Here is a 16,353-nt window from a genome sequence, read left to right on the forward strand (position 1 = left end):
GGTCGTCATGGCAGTCCATTCCAAAAGGCAAGCTGCGCTTCCGAACCCACGCCACGTGTTGGCGGCCCAATTCTGTGACAGGTGCCGCGACACCGTCCATGTCGTCGACCATTGCCCGTCCGTACATGACGGCACGCAGTGCAGTGAGAATCGCGTTCATCGAGAGATTCAGCCGCGAAAAGAACACGAAGTCGGCGGGCACCGACATTCTGCGCAAGGGATGGTCCGCCGCGCGCACGTCGAGCAGGAATTGAATGGCGCGTTCGGACGCCTGCTCGGTGTAGGTCGCCGGCTGGGGAGCGAGCACCTCGTAGATGATCCCTTCCCACCACTGATATGTCTCGTCGGCGGTCAGAGCGGAATCTGCTGTGAAGAAACCACTTTCGATCATGAGTTCCCGGACATTGTCCTTCTGGCCGTCAACTGCGGCACGCATCATCTTCACGATGCGCCGGCGCTGATCGCGAGTGAGGACCTTCACGCAACCGAAGTCGACGAACCCGACGGTCCCGTCCTCACCGAAGCGGTAGTTGCCCGGGTGCGGGTCGGCGTGAAACAGGTTGGCATGTCGGTAGGAACCCGTGATAAAGCGCGCGATCGCCTCCGACCATGTGTTCTTCAGTTCCTGATCGGCGTTTTGTGCTGCAGCCCAGTCCAATCCGTCCAGATAGGTCATGGTGATTACCTGGTCGGCGGATGCTTGGGGAATCACGTCTGGCACGCGGATGAATGGATGGCCGCGATAGAGGTCGCTGAATGCGGTGATATTGGCGGCCTCTTGCCGATAGTCGACCTCTTCGGAGATGCGTGCGGAAATCTCACCCGTCGCCTGCTCCAAGTCCGGCATCGTTGCGCCGAATGCACCGGCCGCACCGGCGGCAAACCGGAACACCGTCGCCAGTAGTTCGGTGTTGGAGAGGTCGTCGCGAATCGCTTGCGCCACACCGGGGTATTGAATCTTGACGGCGACCTGCCGACCATCGTGCAAGGTAGCGCGATGCACCTGTCCGATCGATGCCGCAGCCATGGGTTCGTCGGCGAATTCGGCAAACACCTCGTCAGCGGGCTGTCCCAGTTGAGCCCTCAAAACATCAAGAGCCAGATCCGAATCCATTGGTGGGGCATCGGCCTGCAAACGGGTGAGTGCCCGTTGGTAGGGCGAGAGCTCGCCGACACCGAGGGCCGCCGCATCGACCATGGAGACCAGTTGTCCAGCCTTCATCAGGACGCCCTTGGAGTGGCCGAGCAATTCGACGTAGCGCTCCGCGGTGCGTTCGTGAAACCGTAGCAACGCGCCTTCGTCTCCGGCTTTCTCCCGCAGCGAGGCGAGCATGCGTCCCCCGGCGGCGCGAGCGGTGAAGCCCGCCATCGGCATCGTGCGCCGAACCCGTCCGCGCGGCACTGGCCGATCGGTATCCGCCATCGCGGTCCTCCCTGGTGCGGCCTCAATTGATATAGTGGCCTAGTACTGAATATAAGTATTCACTTATAGGACGGTCAAGGTGGAAGCATCGACAAAGGAGCGGCTGGTCTCCGAGGCCATGCGGTTGTTCAGCCAACAGGGCTACCGCGCAACGAGCATCACCCAAATTGAAAAGGCCGCCGGCCTGGTGCCCGGTTGCGGTGCGCTCTATAACCACTTCAAATCCAAGGAAGCGTTGCTGACCGCCGGGATCGATCGCCAGCTCGACCGCCGCCGCGCAATGCACGACATCAGCGCGTTGTTCGCCGGACAGGGCGACTTGCGCACCGAACTCACGCTGCTGTGCCGGTATTTGATGAGCGTCCTGGACCGCGAGAGCGAGTTCCTCCAAGTCGCGGCCAGAACCCCCGCCGACGAATCGCCTCGATTGAAGGACGCGTACGCCGCCCTCGTCGACGGCCTCTACAGCGAGCTGGCCGATTGGATCAAGGGCTGCGCACCGACGCTGGACAAAGTCGAAGCGAAGAGGATCGCCGTCGTCGGGATCAACGCGCTGCTCGGCAAACGGGCGACCCGAATCGTGTTCCATTCGCCGCAGATCGACACGCCCGACGATCAGTACGTCACCGATTGGACCGACATGCTGGTCGGCCGGATCCGATCGGCCGACACCAAGGACTGAAAATGGGCGAAGCGACCGAGTGCGCTGAATGCGGCTTTACCTACGACATCGATCAGGCCCTGGCGGCCGGGGGTGACGTCCAGACGTTCGCCGCGGAGGTCGCGATGATTCTGCGCGACAAAGATATTGATGTGCGCGCCCGCCCGGGACCCGAAGTGTGGTCGCCGCTCGAGTACGGATGTCATCTGCGAGATGTGCTGCAGGTGCAGCGCGAGCGGGTGCTGATGGCGCGACGGGTGAACGGGGCGAGTTGCACACCCATGGGCCGCGAGGAGCGCGTCGAGCACGACGGCTACAACGAGCAGGATCCGGCGGCCGTGGCCCGTCAGCTCACGGATGCCGCAACGCTGTTCGCCAATGCCCTGGCCCGCCTGGTCGCCGACGACTGGGACCGCACGGTCGTCTACAACTATCCGGAGACCCACGAGCGGTCGCTGCGCTGGCTCGCGGTACACACCGTGCATGACGTCCAGCACCACCTGGTCGACATCCGCCGACAGATCTGACCGGGTTCGGGGAGTAGCGTCGTCGAGGTGACCCTCAATGACATCGCCCTGACCACCCTCGACGGCAAGCCGACCACGCTGGCCGAATTGTCAAACGGCGCAACGCTAGTCGTGAACGTGGCCTCCAAGTGCGGTCTGACTCCGCAGTACACGGCATTGGAGAAGTTGGCCAAGGACTACCGCGACCGCGGTCTGACGGTCGTCGGCGTTCCGTGCAACCAGTTCATGGGCCAAGAGCCGGGCACGGCCGACGAGATCCAGCAGTTCTGCTCGACGACGTACGGGGTGACTTTCCCGTTGTTGGCGAAGACCGATGTCAACGGTGACGACCGCCACCCGCTGTACGCCGAGCTGACCCAGGCTGTCGATTCCGACGGCGCGGCAGGCGACATTCAGTGGAACTTCGAGAAGTTTCTTCTCGCCCCCGGCGGTGAGGTGGTCAAGCGGTTCCGCCCTCGCACGGAACCGGACGCGCCCGAGGTGGTCGAAGCGATCGAGGCCGTGCTGCCCCGGTAAGCGGCACTAGGGAACGGTTGCGCTCGTTGCTCCCAGTGATACCGGCAGATACCTGAAACCGTGCAGCCCGATGCTGCCGTTCAGACTCGGTTCGCCGGCCAGGGTCAGCTGGGGGAAGTGCTCGAACAATGACTGCAGGCCGATCTGGAGTTCAATGCGAGCCAGCGCCGCACCCAGGCACGCGTGCACTCCGGTCCCGAAGGTGATGTGGTCGCGGGCGTTGGCGCGGGTGGCGTCGAAGCTATTGGGATCGTCGAAGACTGCCGGGTCGCGGTTGGCGCCGCCCACCAAGAGGAATAGCGTTTCGCCTTCCCGAACCGGGTAGCCGTGGACGTCAACGTCTTCGGTCGAGACTCGCGCGGCCAACTGGCCGGTGGTGTCATAGCGCAGGATCTCTTCGACCGCGTTCGGCCAGCCCTCGGGATTCGCGCGTAGCGCGGCGACTTGATCGGGATGCCGCGCGAGCGCCGCGACAGCCTTGCCCAGGACATGGGTCGTCGTGACGAATCCCGCGCCGAGAAGCAGCCCTGCCAGCAGCCTGAGTTCGACCTCGGTAAGGTCGCTGTTGCGTACGACGTCGGACAGGATGCTGTTGTCGACGTCGTCTCGACGTAGCCGCTCGATGTGTCTGGCGAGGTACTGGTCGAAGTCGCGCAGCGCTTGAATCGCCGCCCGAAAGTCGCGCCAGGAGGGCGCGCTGATACCGATTAACTTCGTCGTCGTGTCGCTGATCGCAAGAAGGTAGGGGGTGTCCTCGCGTCGGACTGCCAGCATCTCGACGATGATCGCCAGGGGGAGCTGGGACGTGTACTCGGCGACCAGGTCGCACCTCGCGCTGCCCTCCAAACCGCGAAGCAGCTCCTCGGTGATTTCGTGAATGCGAGCGCGCAGTGCGTCGAGCGCCCGTGGCGTGAAAGACCGCGAGACCAAGCGCCGTAGCCGCGTGTGCTCCGGCGGATCGGTGACCAACATCGAGGGCGGTTCCAGCGGATTGGGCACATCGGGGGTGGTCCTGGCCATGATCCGCTGGGCGAGACGGAATGGTGACCGGTCGCGCTGTTTAATGGTCCGAAATCGGCTGTCGCGCAATACTTCGCGAATGATTGGTGCGTCAGCGGTGACCCAGCCGACCTTCTTGACCGGCGACATGCGTCCGCGGCGGCGAACTTGCTCAATCAGCGGATAAATATCATCGACGGGGTTGGAATCGATCGTCAGGAGTTGGGACAGCGGATCACCCCGCCGAGCCTGCACATTCAGAAATACGCGTGGGACTGCATACCCCGCCGCCCAATGCGACCACTCCCGGGCCGGCACCGCCATGCGCTCACACTCCCTGGCAATCGGCTGTACTGAGCCTAATTGCACGCCGCTGCCAGGCCTACTAATTGGAGCGCAAGTCGTTCGAATGCGCTTTGGTTGAAACAGCGCGCTAAAACACAACGGTCACGAACTCCTTGAAGTTCGTGACCGTTGTGTATGCAGTTCGTCGAACCGCTCACTGTGGGCGAAGGGGGACTTGAACCCCCACGTCCCGAAGGACACTGGCACCTGAAGCCAGCGCGTCTGCCATTCCGCCACTCGCCCGGAAAAACAACCGATGGACCATACCACTCTAATGGCCACATCCCCCAACCGCGGCGGAGGGCCCAGGGCCGCCGGCCGCCCTGGGCACTGCTGTAGCGCAACGACTCTGAGCTGCGCGGATGCAGTTCTCATAATTCCGAAAGTGCCGCAGCGTCACGCCGGGCCGATACCATGCTGGAGTGATAGGACAGGTGGGCGGATCGTTTGCCGTGCGCTGGCGACATGCCGAGACAAGTGCAGGCGACCGCTAGGGCATGGGTAGCCAACGGGGGCTGATCGCGCGAATCGAGCGCAAGCTCGAAGCGACGGTAGATAACGCGTTTGCGCGGGTATTCGGAGGATCGATAGTTCCCCAAGAGGTCGAAGCCCTGCTGCGTCGCGAAGCTCGTGACGGTATTCAGAAGCTGCAGGGAAATCGCCTTTTGGCCCCAAACGAATACATCATTACCCTCGGTATGCACGACTTCGAGAAAGTAGGCGCCGACCCGGACCCCACATCGGGCGCTTTCGCGAGGTACTTGACCGACTACATCCATGAACAGGGGTGGCAAACGTATGGTGAGGTTGTCGTCCGGTTCGAGCAGTTGTCGAGCCTGCGTACCGGCCAGTACCGCGCCCGTGGTGCTGTCAACCCCGATGTTCAGCCCCGCCCGACGGTCGACCATCCCGTCCAGCCACAATCAAATAATGCGTTCGGCGCAGAACGAGGAGTAGCACCAATGACTGACAATTCGAGCTACCGCGGGGCTCAGGGACCGGGGCGGCCCGGTGACGAGTACTACGACGAGCGCTACGGGCGTCCGCAAGAAGAGTCGCGCGGAGGCGCGGAGCAGCAGGGCGGACCCGACCCGCGCGGTGGATACGCACCCGACCAGGGCGGATACCCACCCCAGCAGGGATACCAGCCTCCCCGCCACCCCGACCAGGGCGGCTACCCCGAGCAAGGGCAAGGCGGCTACCCCGACCAGCGCGGCTACCAAGGACAAGGCGGCTACCCCGAACAGGGGCAAGGCGGCTACCCGGACCAGCGTGGCTACCAAGGCCAGGGCGGCTACCCCGAGCAGCGTGGCTACCCCGAGCAGGGCCAGGGAGGCTACCCGCAGTCGTACGAACAGCGTCCTCCCGCGCCCGGCGGATACGGCGGGCAAGGCTACGACCAGGGCTCCCGCCAGGGTGGCGGTTACCCGCCTCCCGGTGGCGAGCAACCGGCCGGCGGGCAGGGCTATGGCGGCGGCTACGGCGACTACGGCCGCGGGCCCGCTCGTCCCGAAGAGGGGGGCTACGCCCCGCAGGAGCAACGACCCGCTTACCCCGAGCAGGGCGGCGGGTACGACCAGGGCTATCAGCAGGGTGGGGGATACGGCCGCCAGGACTACGGGTCCGGCGACTACACCCAGTACGCCGAGAACGTGCCGGGCGGGGGCTACCCGGGCCAGGCCGGCGGGTACGCGGAGCAATCCCACCACGACTTCGACTACGCGCAGCCGAGCGACTACGGCCAGCCGGCTGAATACGGCCATCAGACTGAGTACGCCCCGCCCGCCGATTACGCCCAGCAGGGCGACTACGGCCAGCCCGCCGGCTACGGCGGCTACGGTCAGGGCGGCTACGGAGCGGCCGGAACCACCGTCACCCTCCAGCTCGACGATGGAAGCGGCCGTACCTATCAGCTCCGCGAGGGCTCGAACATCGTCGGCCGTGGGCAGGACGCCCAATTCCGCTTGCCGGACACCGGTGTGTCACGGCGTCACCTCGAGGTGCGCTGGGACGGTCAGGTGGCCCTGCTGTCGGACCTTAATTCGACCAACGGCACCACGGTCAACAATGCGCCGATACAGGAATGGCAATTGGCCGACGGTGACGTGATCCGGTTGGGCCACTCGGAGATCATCGTCCGCATCCACTAAATCCACTGGGCTCAACGCTGCCATGCTTCGCCCCGTGTCGACCGCCGTCCAAGTATCGTGACGTTGCCGATGTGCTCGGTGTCACGGGCGCCAGGGAAACGACGCTAGGACGGAAAGGACGCCAGATGCAGGGACTAGTACTGCAGCTGACGCGCGCCGGGTTTTTGATGTTGTTGTGGGTATTCATCTGGTCTGTGCTGCGGATTCTGCGGACCGATATCTATGCGCCGACCGGCGCCGTCATGGTGCGCCGCGGGTTGACTTTACGTAGCACGCTGCTGCCATCGCGGCAGCGCCGGCACGCGGCGCGCTATCTGGTGGTGACCGAAGGGTCCTTGGCGGGCGCGCGCATCACGCTCAGCGGACAGCCGGTATTGATCGGACGGGCTGACGACTCGACTCTGGTGCTGACCGACGACTACGCCTCGACGCGGCACGCCAAGCTATCTCAGCGCGGCTCGGAATGGTACGTCGAGGATCTAGGATCGACCAACGGTACTTACCTTGACAGGGCGAAGGTGACGACTGCGGTACGAGTTCCGATGGGAACGCCGATTCGAATCGGCAAGACGGCGATTGAGTTGCGCCCGTGACCCGCGCCTATGACGATGATGCCGGCGCAGCCGGGGTCGAGGAGCTGCGCCCGTGACCTTGGTCCTGCGATACGCCGCGCGCAGTGATCGCGGCCTGGTACGCGCGAACAACGAAGACTCTGTGTATGCCGGCGCCCGGCTGCTCGCCCTGGCCGACGGCATGGGTGGTCATGCGGCCGGCGAGGTCGCTTCCCAGTTGGTGATCGCCGCGCTGGCCCATCTCGATGACGACGAACCCGGCGGCGACCTGCTTGCCAAGCTCGACACCGCGGTGCGTTCGGGCAATGGGGCGATCGCCGCGCAGGTCGAGGCCGAACCCGAACTCGAGGGGATGGGCACCACACTCACCGCGATCCTGTTCGCCGGCGACCGTATTGGGTTGGTACACATAGGTGATTCGCGCGGTTACCTGATGCGCGACGGCGAGCTGACTCAAATCACCAAGGACGACACCTTCGTTCAGACCCTGGTCGACGAAGGCCGGATCACCCGGGAAGAGGCGCACAGCCACCCGCAGCGCTCGTTGATCATGCGGGCACTCACCGGTCACGAGGTCGAGCCGACGCTGACCATGCGGGAGGCGCGGGCGGGCGACCGCTATCTGCTGTGCTCCGACGGACTTTCGGATCCGGTGAGCGACGAGACAATCTCCGAGGCGCTCCAGATTCCCGACGTCGCCGAGGCCGCTTACCGGCTCATCGAGTTGGCGCTGCGCGGTGGTGGGCCGGACAACGTGACCGTGGTGGTCGCCGACGTCGTCGACTACGACTACGGCCAGACTCAGCCGATTCTCGCGGGTGCGGTATCGGGTGACGAGGACCAGATGACCCTGCCCAACACGTCCGCGGGACGCGCGTCGGCCATCAGGCCCCGCGACGAGGCCGCCAAACGCGTAGCGCCACAACCGGAGCCGCAGAGCCGCCCGCGCTGGTCGCCGCGACGGATGTTCTTCGTCGTCACCCTGGCGGTGCTGTTTGTTTTAGCCGGCCTGGCCATCGGCTGGTGGGTCATCCAGCGCAACTACTACGTCACCGAATACGACGGCAAGGTAGCCATCGTGCGGGGCATCCAAGGCTCGTTGCTCGGAATGCCGCTGCAGCAGCCATATTTGGTTGGCTGCCTGGGCTCCGGCAATGAGCTGTCGCTGATCAGTTACGGCCAATCCGATGGTCATCCCAACTGCCAGCTGATGACGCTCAAGGACCTGCGCCGTCCCGGTCAGGTCCAGGTTCAAACCGGACTACCGGGCGGCAGCCTGGACCAGGCCGAGTCGCAGCTACGCCAACTACTGGCCGCGTACCTCCTGCCGACCTGTCCGCGCGCCACGTCTCCACCGGGGTCCACGAACACCCGGAGCGGAACACCAGAGCCATCTGTGACAGCATCGCCCCCAACGACTTCCATCTCTCCCGGCGCCAGCCCGCCGCCCTTCCCCAGCGCCACCAACGGCCCCGCGAACACATCGCCGGCAGGCCCGACGACTTCTTCTCAGACGCTGACCGCGCTTCCAGCCCCGCCACTTCAACCGGGTATCGACTGCCGGACGGTGGCATGACGACGCAAGTTCAGCCACCCGTCACGGTCACACCCCCGCTGCCCACCCGGCGCAACGCCGAACTTCTGCTGCTGTGCTTCGCCGCAGTGATCACCGTCGCCGCGTTGCTGATCGTCGAGGCCAACCAGGAGCGGGGTCTGGGCTGGAACGTGATCACCTATGGCCTGATCTTCCTGCTTGTGTTCGGCTCGGCGCACCTGGCGATCAGACGCTTCGCGCCCTACACCGACCCCCTGCTGCTGCCGATTGTGGCGCTGCTCAACGGACTTGGCCTGGTGATGATCCACCGGCTCGATCTGGTGACCAATCAGCTCAGCGGTCGCCATCACCCCAGCGCGACCCAGCAGATGCTGTGGACCCTGATCGGAGTCGTCGCATTCGCCCTCGTGGTCACCTTCTTGAAGGATCACCGGCAGCTGGCGCGCTACGGGTACATCTACGGGGTGGCGGGTCTGATCTTTTTGGTGATTCCCGCGCTGCTGCCGGCGTCGCTGTCCGAACAGAACGGCGCGAAGATCTGGATACGGTTCCCCGGCTTCTCAATTCAGCCCGCAGAGTTCTCCAAGATCTTGTTACTGATCTTCTTCTCGGCGGTGCTCATCGCCAAACGTGGCCTGTTCGGCAGTGTGGGCAAGCATTTCATGGGCATGACCCTGCCCCGGCCGCGGGACCTCGCACCCCTGCTGGCGGCGTGGGTGATCTCGATCTGCGTGATGGTCTTCGAAAAGGACCTTGGCACTTCGCTTTTGCTGTACTCGTCGTTTCTCGTGGTGGTCTATCTGGCCACCCAGCGCTTCAGTTGGGTGATCATCGGCCTGGTGCTGTTCGCCGTGGGAAGCGTTATCGCCTATTTCGTCTTCGCGCACGTCCGGGTTCGCGTGCAGATGTGGTGGGACCCGTTTTCGGACCCCGACGGCAGCGGCTATCAAATTGTGCAGTCGCTCTTCAGCTTTGCCACCGGCGGCATCTTCGGCACCGGCCTCGGTAACGGGCAGCCGGACACGGTGCCCGCCGCGTCGACAGACTTCATTATCGCCGCGTTCGGCGAGGAGCTCGGGCTGGTCGGGCTGGCCAGCATTTTGATGCTGTACACGATCGTCATCGTGCGCGGTCTGCGCACGGCGATCGCCACACGCGACAGCTTCGGCAAGCTACTGGCCGCGGGCTTGGCGTCGACGCTGGCTCTGCAGCTGTTCATCGTCGTCGGCGGCGTCACGCAGCTCATTCCGCTAACCGGGCTGACCACCCCTTGGATGTCCTATGGCGGTTCGTCATTGCTGGCGAACTATGTCCTGCTGGCCATCCTGGCGCGCATCTCGCACAGCGCCCGCCGGCCCCTGCGCCCGCGCCCGCGCAAGAAGTCGTCGATCGCATCGGCGGGCACCGAGGTGATCGAAAAGATATGAACACCTCTCTGCGCCGAATCTCCATGGTGGTCATGGCGCTGATCGTGCTGCTCTTGCTCAACGCCACGATGACGCAGGTCTTCGCCGCCGACTCGCTGCGCGCCGACCCGCGCAACCAGCGCGTGCTGCTCGACGAGTATTCGCGCCAGCGCGGTCAGATCGTCGCGGGCGGCCAGCTGCTGGCCTACTCCGCGGCCACCGACAGCCGCTACCGGTTCCTGCGGGTGTATCCCAACCCCGCGGAGTACGCGCCGGTGACCGGCTTCTACTCCTTGAGCTACTCGAGCACCGGACTGGAGCGGGCCGAGGACGCGCTGCTGAACGGCTCCGACGAGCGGTTGTTCGGGCGCCGACTGGCCGACTTCTTCACCGGTCGCGATCCGCGCGGCGGCAGCGTCGACACGACGATCCGTCCGCGCGTGCAGCGGGCGGGTTGGGACGCGATGCAGCAGGGCTGCGGCGGACCGCCCTGCAAGGGCGCAGTCGTTGCCCTCGAGCCGTCCACCGGCAAGATCCTGGCGATGGTCTCGTCGCCCTCCTACGATCCCAACCTGCTGTCGTCGCACGACCCGGACGTCCAGGCGCAAGCGTGGCAGCGGCTGCGCGACGACGCCGACAATCCGATGACCAACCGTGCCATCTCGGAGACCTACCCGCCGGGATCGACGTTCAAGGTGGTCACTACCGCCGCGGCGCTGACCGCCGGCGCCAGCGACACCGAAGAGCTGACGGCGGCGTCCTCCATCCCGCTACCCAACAGCACAGCAACCTTGGAGAACTACGGCGGCCAGCCGTGCGGTGACGCGTCGACGGTCACCCTCAAACAGGCGTTCGCGCTGTCGTGCAACACCGCATTCGTCCAGCTCGGCATCCTCACCGGATCCGATGCGCTGCGCAGCATGGCGCATTCGTTCGGCCTCGACAGCACCCCGAGCGTCATCCCGCTGCAGGTTGCCGAGTCGACCGTCGGGATCATCCCCGACGCCGCCGCCCTAGGGATGTCCAGCATCGGGCAGAAAGACGTCGCGTTGACCCCGCTGCAGAACGCCGAAATCGCCGCGACCGTCGCCAACGGCGGGGTGTCGATGCAGCCCTATCTCGTCGACAGCCTCAAGGGTCCAGACCTGGCAAACATCAGCACGACCATTCCCTACGAACAAGGTCGCGCCGTGTCACCGCAGGTCGCCGCTAAGCTAACAGAGCTGATGGTCGGCGCCGAGAAGGTCGCACAGCAGAAAGGGGCCATTCCCGGCGTGCAGATCGCATCAAAGACGGGTACCGCAGAGCATGGCACCGACCCGCGTCATACACCGCCGCACGCGTGGTACATCGCCTTCGCGCCCGCCCAGACCCCGAAGGTCGCCGTGGCGGTGTTGGTGGAGAATGGCGCCGACCGCCTGTCCGCGACGGGGGGTGCACTCGCCGCGCCGATCGGACGGGCTGTGATCCAGGCCGCGCTACAGGGAGGACCATGAGCCCGCGAGTTGGTGTGACGCTGTCAGGCAGATACCGCCTGCAGCGCCTGATCGCCACCGGCGGCATGGGCCAGGTTTGGGAGGCCGTGGACAGCCGGCTGGGCCGGCGTGTCGCCGTGAAGGTGCTCAAGCAGGAGTTCTCCCAGGACCCGGAGTTCATTGAGCGGTTCCGCGCCGAGGCGCGCACGACGGCAATGCTGAACCACCCCGGGATCGCGGCGGTCCACGATTACGGCGAGAGCCAGCTGGACGGCGAAGGCCGCACGGCCTACCTGGTGATGGAGCTGGTCAACGGCGAGCCGCTGAACTCGGTGCTCAAGCGCACCGGCCGGCTGTCGCTGCGGCACGCGCTGGACATGCTGGAGCAGACCGGGCGCGCCCTGCAGGTCGCGCACGCCGCGGGTCTGGTGCACCGCGACGTGAAACCCGGGAACATCCTTAACGCGCCGACGGGTCAGGTGAAGATCACCGACTTCGGTATCGCCAAGGCCGTCGACGCCGCTCCGGTGACCCAGACCGGCATGGTGATGGGCACTGCCCAGTACATCGCACCCGAACAGGCCCTCGGCCACGACGCGACCCCGTCCAGCGACGTCTACTCGCTGGGGGTCGTCGGCTATGAGGTCGTCTCGGGCAAGCGGCCGTTCACCGGCGATGGCGCATTGACGGTGGCGATGAAGCACATCAAGGAGCCCCCGCCGCCGCTCCCCTCCGAGCTGCCGCCCAACGTGCGCGAGCTCATCGAGATCACGCTGGTCAAGAACCCCGCGATGCGTTACCGCAGCGGAGGGCCGTTCGCCGACGCCGTGGCCGCGGTGCGGGCCGGGCGCCGTCCGCCGCGACCTAGCCAGTCGCCACCCGCCGGCCGGGCGTCGCCCGCGTCCATTCCGTCGAGCCCGACCACACGGGCGGCCGCCGTGTCCAGTCCGCGTACCCCGGCGCCGCGTCGGTCGAGGCCGGCAACCGGCAGCCACCGACCGCCTCCGGCGCGACGCACGTTCTCCTCGGGCCAGCGTGCCCTGCTGTGGGCCGCGGGGGTGCTCGGAGCGCTCGCGATCATCATCGCGGTGCTCATCGTCATCAACTCCCGCGCGGACAACGAGCAGCAACAGCCTCCGACGGTCACCGACACCGGCGGTCCTCCGCCCTCGGCGCCGCCACCGGCGAGTAAGACCCCCGGCGGTATGGCGCCCGGACTAGGCCGGCGTCCCAATTGGACGGATCCCGGTGAGATAGGGAATTCTGGACCCCGAAGCGGGCCGGCCGACTCGGGCCCGGTCGACTATGCGAGCCCCGACGGCCCGCAGGCGATCCGGGTCGTCGGAGCAGTGGGGGGTGTCCGTCCGACACCCAGCACGCCGCCGGCCCGACACGAGACACAGCAATGACCACCCCTCAGCACCTGTCCGACCGTTATGAACTGGGCGAGATCCTCGGCTTCGGGGGTATGTCCGAGGTTCATCTGGCCCGCGATGTCCGGTTGCACCGCGATGTCGCGGTCAAGGTGCTGCGCGCCGATCTTGCCCGCGATCCCAGCTTTTATCTCCGCTTCCGCCGCGAGGCGCAGAACGCAGCCGCGCTGAATCATCCATCCATCGTCGCGGTGTACGACACCGGCGAGGCCGAAACACCGTCGGGCCCGCTGCCCTACATCGTCATGGAATACGTCGACGGCGTCACCCTGCGCGACATCGTGCACACCGAGGGGCCGATGCCGACGCGACGCGCCATCGAGATCATCGCCGACGCCTGCCAGGCGCTGAACTTCAGTCACCAGAACGGCATCATCCACCGCGACGTCAAGCCGGCCAACATAATGATCAGCGCGACCAACGCGGTCAAGGTGATGGATTTCGGTATCGCCCGCGCGATCGCCGACAGCGGCAACAGCGTCACCCAGACAGCGGCCGTGATCGGCACCGCGCAGTATCTGTCGCCCGAGCAGGCCCGCGGCGACACCGTCGACGCCCGGTCCGATGTGTATTCGCTGGGCTGTGTCCTCTACGAAATCCTCACTGGCGAACCACCTTTCATCGGCGACTCGCCCGTCGCGGTTGCCTATCAACATGTCCGCGAAGACCCGGTTCCGCCATCGCAGCGACACGAAGGCATCTCCGCCGATCTCGATGCCGTCGTCCTCAAGGCGCTGGCCAAGAATCCGGACAACCGCTACCAGACAGCGGCCGAGATGCGCGCCGATCTGGTTCGGGTGCACAACGGCGAAAGGCCGGAGGCGCCAAAGGTTCTCACCGATGCCGACCGGTCGTCGCTGATGTCGTCCACGGGCGGAAACATCCCCGCCCCGCGCACCGATCCGCTGCCGCGCCAGCCCCTTCGCGACGGCGGTGAGGAACGCGGTGCCGGCTCAGTTGGCCGCTGGATCGTCGCGGTGGCCGCGCTGGCGGTGCTGACCATTGTCGTCGTGATCGCCTTCAACACGTTCGGCGGCTCGACCCGCGACGTCCAGGTTCCCGACGTGCGGGGCCAGGTGTCCGCGGACGCCATTGCCGCACTGCAGAATCGGGGCTTCAAGACGCGCACCCTGCAGAAGCCCGACTCGTCGATCCCGCCCGACCACGTGATCGGGACCGACCCCAGCGCCAACGCGTCGGTGGGCGCGGGCGACGAGATCACTATCAACGTCTCTACCGGCCCCGAGCAGCGCGAGGTGCCCGACGTCTCGTCGATGACCTATTCCGACGCCGTCACCAAGCTCAAGAGCGCGGGATTCAGCAAGTTCAAGCAGGCGAATTCCCCGTCGACTCCCGAGAGCCTGGGTAAGGTCATCGGTACCAATCCGCCGGCCAACCAGACGTCGGCCATCACCAACGTGATCACCGTGATCGTTGGCTCCGGGCCGGAGACCAAGCAGGTTCCCGACGTCGGGGGCCAAACCGTCGACGTCGCCCAAAAGAACCTGACCGTCTACGGATTCAGCAAGTTCAGCCAGACGCAGGTCGACAGCTCCCGCCCGGCCGGTGAGGTCATCGGCACCAATCCGCCCAAGGGACAGACGGTTCCGGTGGACTCGGTGATCGAGTTGCAGGTCTCCAAGGGCAATCAGTTCACGATGCCCGACCTGAGCGGGATGTTCTGGACGGATGCCGAACCGCGGCTACGCGCGCTGGGTTGGACGGGGACGCTGGACAAAGGCGCCGACGTCGACGCCGGCGGCTCCCAGTCCCACCGGGTGGTGTATCAGAACCCGCCGGCCGGGTCCGCTTGCAACCGGGACGGCATCATCACGCTGAAGTTCGGTCAGTAGCAGCCGGATCCGGGAAGTACGGCCGCACTGCGGTACGCACGTCGTTCTCGAGCCGACGCACCAGCGTGTCATCGCGCGCGAACCCGCAACACTCGAGCCAGTTCGCCAGCATTCGGTGGCCGCCCTCGGTCAGGATCGACTCCGGGTGGAACTGGACACCGTGAATGGGCAACTCCCGGTGCCGCACACCCATGATCACGCCGCTGCGGGTGCGCGCCGTCACCTCCAGCACGGACGGCAGCGACTCGGGCAGGATGGTCAGCGAGTGGTAGCGGGTCGCCGTGAAGGGGTCCGGAAGCCCTTGCAGCACACCGATATTGGTATGGAATACGCTGCTGGTCTTGCCGTGCAGCAACTCGGGCGCCCGATCGACCGTGGCCCCGAAGGCGACACCGATGGCCTGATGTCCCAGGCAGACCCCGAGGAGTGGGGTGCGCTCGGCGGCACACGCGCCGACCAACCCGATCGATCCGCCCGCGCGTTCCGGCGTTCCCGGTCCCGGGCTGAGCAGCACCCCGTCGAACTCCCGCGCGACGGCGGCCTCATCGGAGAGTCGAGCGTCGTCGTTGCGCCACACGTCAGCCTCGACGCCCAACTGGCCCAGGTACTGCACCAGGTTGAACACGAAGCTGTCGTAATTGTCGACGACGAGGATCCGCATCGTGCCAGGTTACCGTCCGAGGAAACCCGGGAGCTGGTCAGTAGCCGACGGTGCCCGCGGGCTGCGCGTAACGCATCCGGTCGGGTTCGGAATGACCGACCACCGAGACGTCGGCCTTGACGTCTTCGGTATAGCCGAGACCGAACCGGACCACGTACTGCTTGTACAGGGTCACCAGGGGAGCGGCGGTCAGGGCGGCTTGCATGGTTGCCGCGTTGCCGATCGCGGTGATCGTGTAGGGCGGGCTGTAGGTCCGGCCGTTGAGCAGCAGCGTGTTGCCGACGCACCGCGGCACCGAGGTTGCGATGATCCGCTGGTCCTGCATCTGGATGGCCTCCGCGCCGGCGCTCCACAGCGCGTTGAGGACGGCCAGGATGTCTTGCTGGTGCACCACCAGGTCGTCGGGGGAGGCGTCGCGCGGGAAGCGGCCGTTGGCGTCGCGTTGTGCGTCCTGCAGGGTCACCACGAGGCCCGGACCGTGCACCGGGCTCATGCCCGCGTCGCCGGCCAGCTCGGCGGCGCGCCTCCGCATCGCCGCCAACGCGGCATCCGGTGACCGTCCGTGCGCGGCGTCGATCTTGCTCGACAGCGCGTCGCGCTGGGCGTTGAGGTGGTTCACCTGCGCTTGTGCCTCGCGGACCAGGTCCACCAGCCGCGGTGCATCGCTGCGGCGAATCTCGGCGCCACCGGACACCCCGTGCGTGGCGGCGAGCAGCAATCCGGCCAGCAGACAAACCAGCGGAACACCGAAGCGCCAGGGTGAACGGCGCGTATCGC

Annotated in this window: 14 protein-coding genes and 1 tRNA gene; 10 read left to right on the forward strand and 5 right to left on the reverse strand. The window is 65.9% G+C overall.

Annotated features, from left to right (window positions below):
- On the reverse strand, positions 1–1,423 hold a 1,423-nt coding region (locus JOZ00_RS27155), incomplete at its 3' end, for an AarF/ABC1/UbiB kinase family protein (RefSeq protein ID WP_293350846.1).
- Between the two features lie 118 nt (positions 1,424–1,541).
- Here JOZ00_RS27155 and JOZ00_RS27160 point away from each other — a divergent pair.
- The 3 genes from JOZ00_RS27160 to JOZ00_RS27170 are packed head-to-tail and all read left to right on the forward strand — an operon-like array spanning position 1,542 to position 3,127.
- Positions 1,542–2,105 carry a TetR/AcrR family transcriptional regulator gene (locus tag JOZ00_RS27160; RefSeq protein WP_293350879.1) on the forward strand — a complete coding sequence of 188 codons (564 nt, stop codon included), beginning with the start codon at positions 1,542–1,544 and terminating at the stop codon, positions 2,103–2,105.
- 2 nt (positions 2,106–2,107) lie between these two features.
- A complete protein-coding gene (locus tag JOZ00_RS27165; RefSeq protein WP_293350849.1) occupies positions 2,108–2,611 on the forward strand; it encodes a DinB family protein in 504 nt (167 codons plus the stop codon).
- A 27-nt stretch (positions 2,612–2,638) separates the two neighbouring features.
- Positions 2,639–3,127: a glutathione peroxidase gene (locus JOZ00_RS27170; protein WP_293350852.1), complete on the forward strand. Its 489-nt coding sequence runs from the start codon at positions 2,639–2,641 to the stop codon at positions 3,125–3,127.
- Between the two features lie 6 nt (positions 3,128–3,133).
- Here JOZ00_RS27170 and JOZ00_RS27175 read toward each other — a convergent pair whose 3' ends face one another.
- Positions 3,134–4,147: a cytochrome P450 gene (locus JOZ00_RS27175; protein ID WP_293350855.1), complete on the reverse strand. Its 1,014-nt coding sequence runs from the start codon at positions 4,145–4,147 to the stop codon at positions 3,134–3,136.
- 484 nt (positions 4,148–4,631) lie between these two features.
- Positions 4,632–4,714, reverse strand: a tRNA-Leu gene (locus JOZ00_RS27180).
- Positions 4,715–4,968: 254 nt separating this feature from the next.
- Between JOZ00_RS27180 and JOZ00_RS27185 the strand changes: the two genes are divergently transcribed.
- From JOZ00_RS27185 to pknB, 7 genes are all read left to right on the forward strand, one after another.
- Positions 4,969–6,621, forward strand: a complete 1,653-nt coding sequence (locus JOZ00_RS27185) for an FhaA domain-containing protein (RefSeq protein WP_293350858.1) — start codon at positions 4,969–4,971, stop codon at positions 6,619–6,621.
- Positions 6,622–6,746: 125 nt separating this feature from the next.
- Positions 6,747–7,214, forward strand: coding sequence for an FHA domain-containing protein (locus tag JOZ00_RS27190; protein WP_293350881.1), 468 nt, complete (start codon positions 6,747–6,749; stop codon positions 7,212–7,214).
- 52 nt (positions 7,215–7,266) lie between these two features.
- A complete protein-coding gene (locus JOZ00_RS27195; protein WP_293350861.1) occupies positions 7,267–8,769 on the forward strand; it encodes a protein phosphatase 2C domain-containing protein in 1,503 nt (500 codons plus the stop codon).
- Positions 8,766–10,175, forward strand: a complete 1,410-nt coding sequence (locus JOZ00_RS27200; protein WP_293350864.1) for an FtsW/RodA/SpoVE family cell cycle protein — start codon at positions 8,766–8,768, stop codon at positions 10,173–10,175. Before JOZ00_RS27195 ends, JOZ00_RS27200 begins: the two co-directional genes overlap by 4 nt.
- Entirely contained in the window at positions 10,172–11,650 is a 1,479-nt protein-coding gene (gene pbpA, locus JOZ00_RS27205; RefSeq protein WP_293350867.1) for a D,D-transpeptidase PbpA, read from the forward strand. The genes JOZ00_RS27200 and pbpA overlap by 4 nt, the downstream gene beginning before the upstream one ends.
- On the forward strand, positions 11,647–13,038 hold the full coding sequence (locus JOZ00_RS27210; RefSeq protein ID WP_293350870.1) for a serine/threonine-protein kinase: 1,392 nt from the start codon (positions 11,647–11,649) through the stop codon (positions 13,036–13,038). The genes pbpA and JOZ00_RS27210 overlap by 4 nt, the downstream gene beginning before the upstream one ends.
- Positions 13,035–14,915 (forward strand): Stk1 family PASTA domain-containing Ser/Thr kinase, encoded by a 1,881-nt coding sequence (gene pknB / locus JOZ00_RS27215; protein ID WP_293350873.1) that lies wholly within the window; start codon positions 13,035–13,037, stop codon positions 14,913–14,915. The genes JOZ00_RS27210 and pknB overlap by 4 nt, the downstream gene beginning before the upstream one ends.
- Here pknB and JOZ00_RS27220 read toward each other — a convergent pair.
- Both JOZ00_RS27220 and JOZ00_RS27225 read right to left on the reverse strand, forming a co-directional pair.
- Complete coding sequence (locus JOZ00_RS27220; RefSeq protein ID WP_293350875.1) at positions 14,893–15,576, reverse strand: aminodeoxychorismate/anthranilate synthase component II; 684 nt, start codon at positions 15,574–15,576, stop codon at positions 14,893–14,895. The genes pknB and JOZ00_RS27220 overlap by 23 nt on opposite strands.
- A gap of 37 nt (positions 15,577–15,613) precedes the next feature.
- On the reverse strand, positions 15,614–16,353 hold a 740-nt coding region (locus JOZ00_RS27225; RefSeq protein ID WP_293350877.1), incomplete at its 5' end, for a DUF881 domain-containing protein.

Source organism: Mycobacterium sp. (assembly GCF_019243155.1).
Classification (GTDB): domain Bacteria; phylum Actinomycetota; class Actinomycetes; order Mycobacteriales; family Mycobacteriaceae; genus Mycobacterium.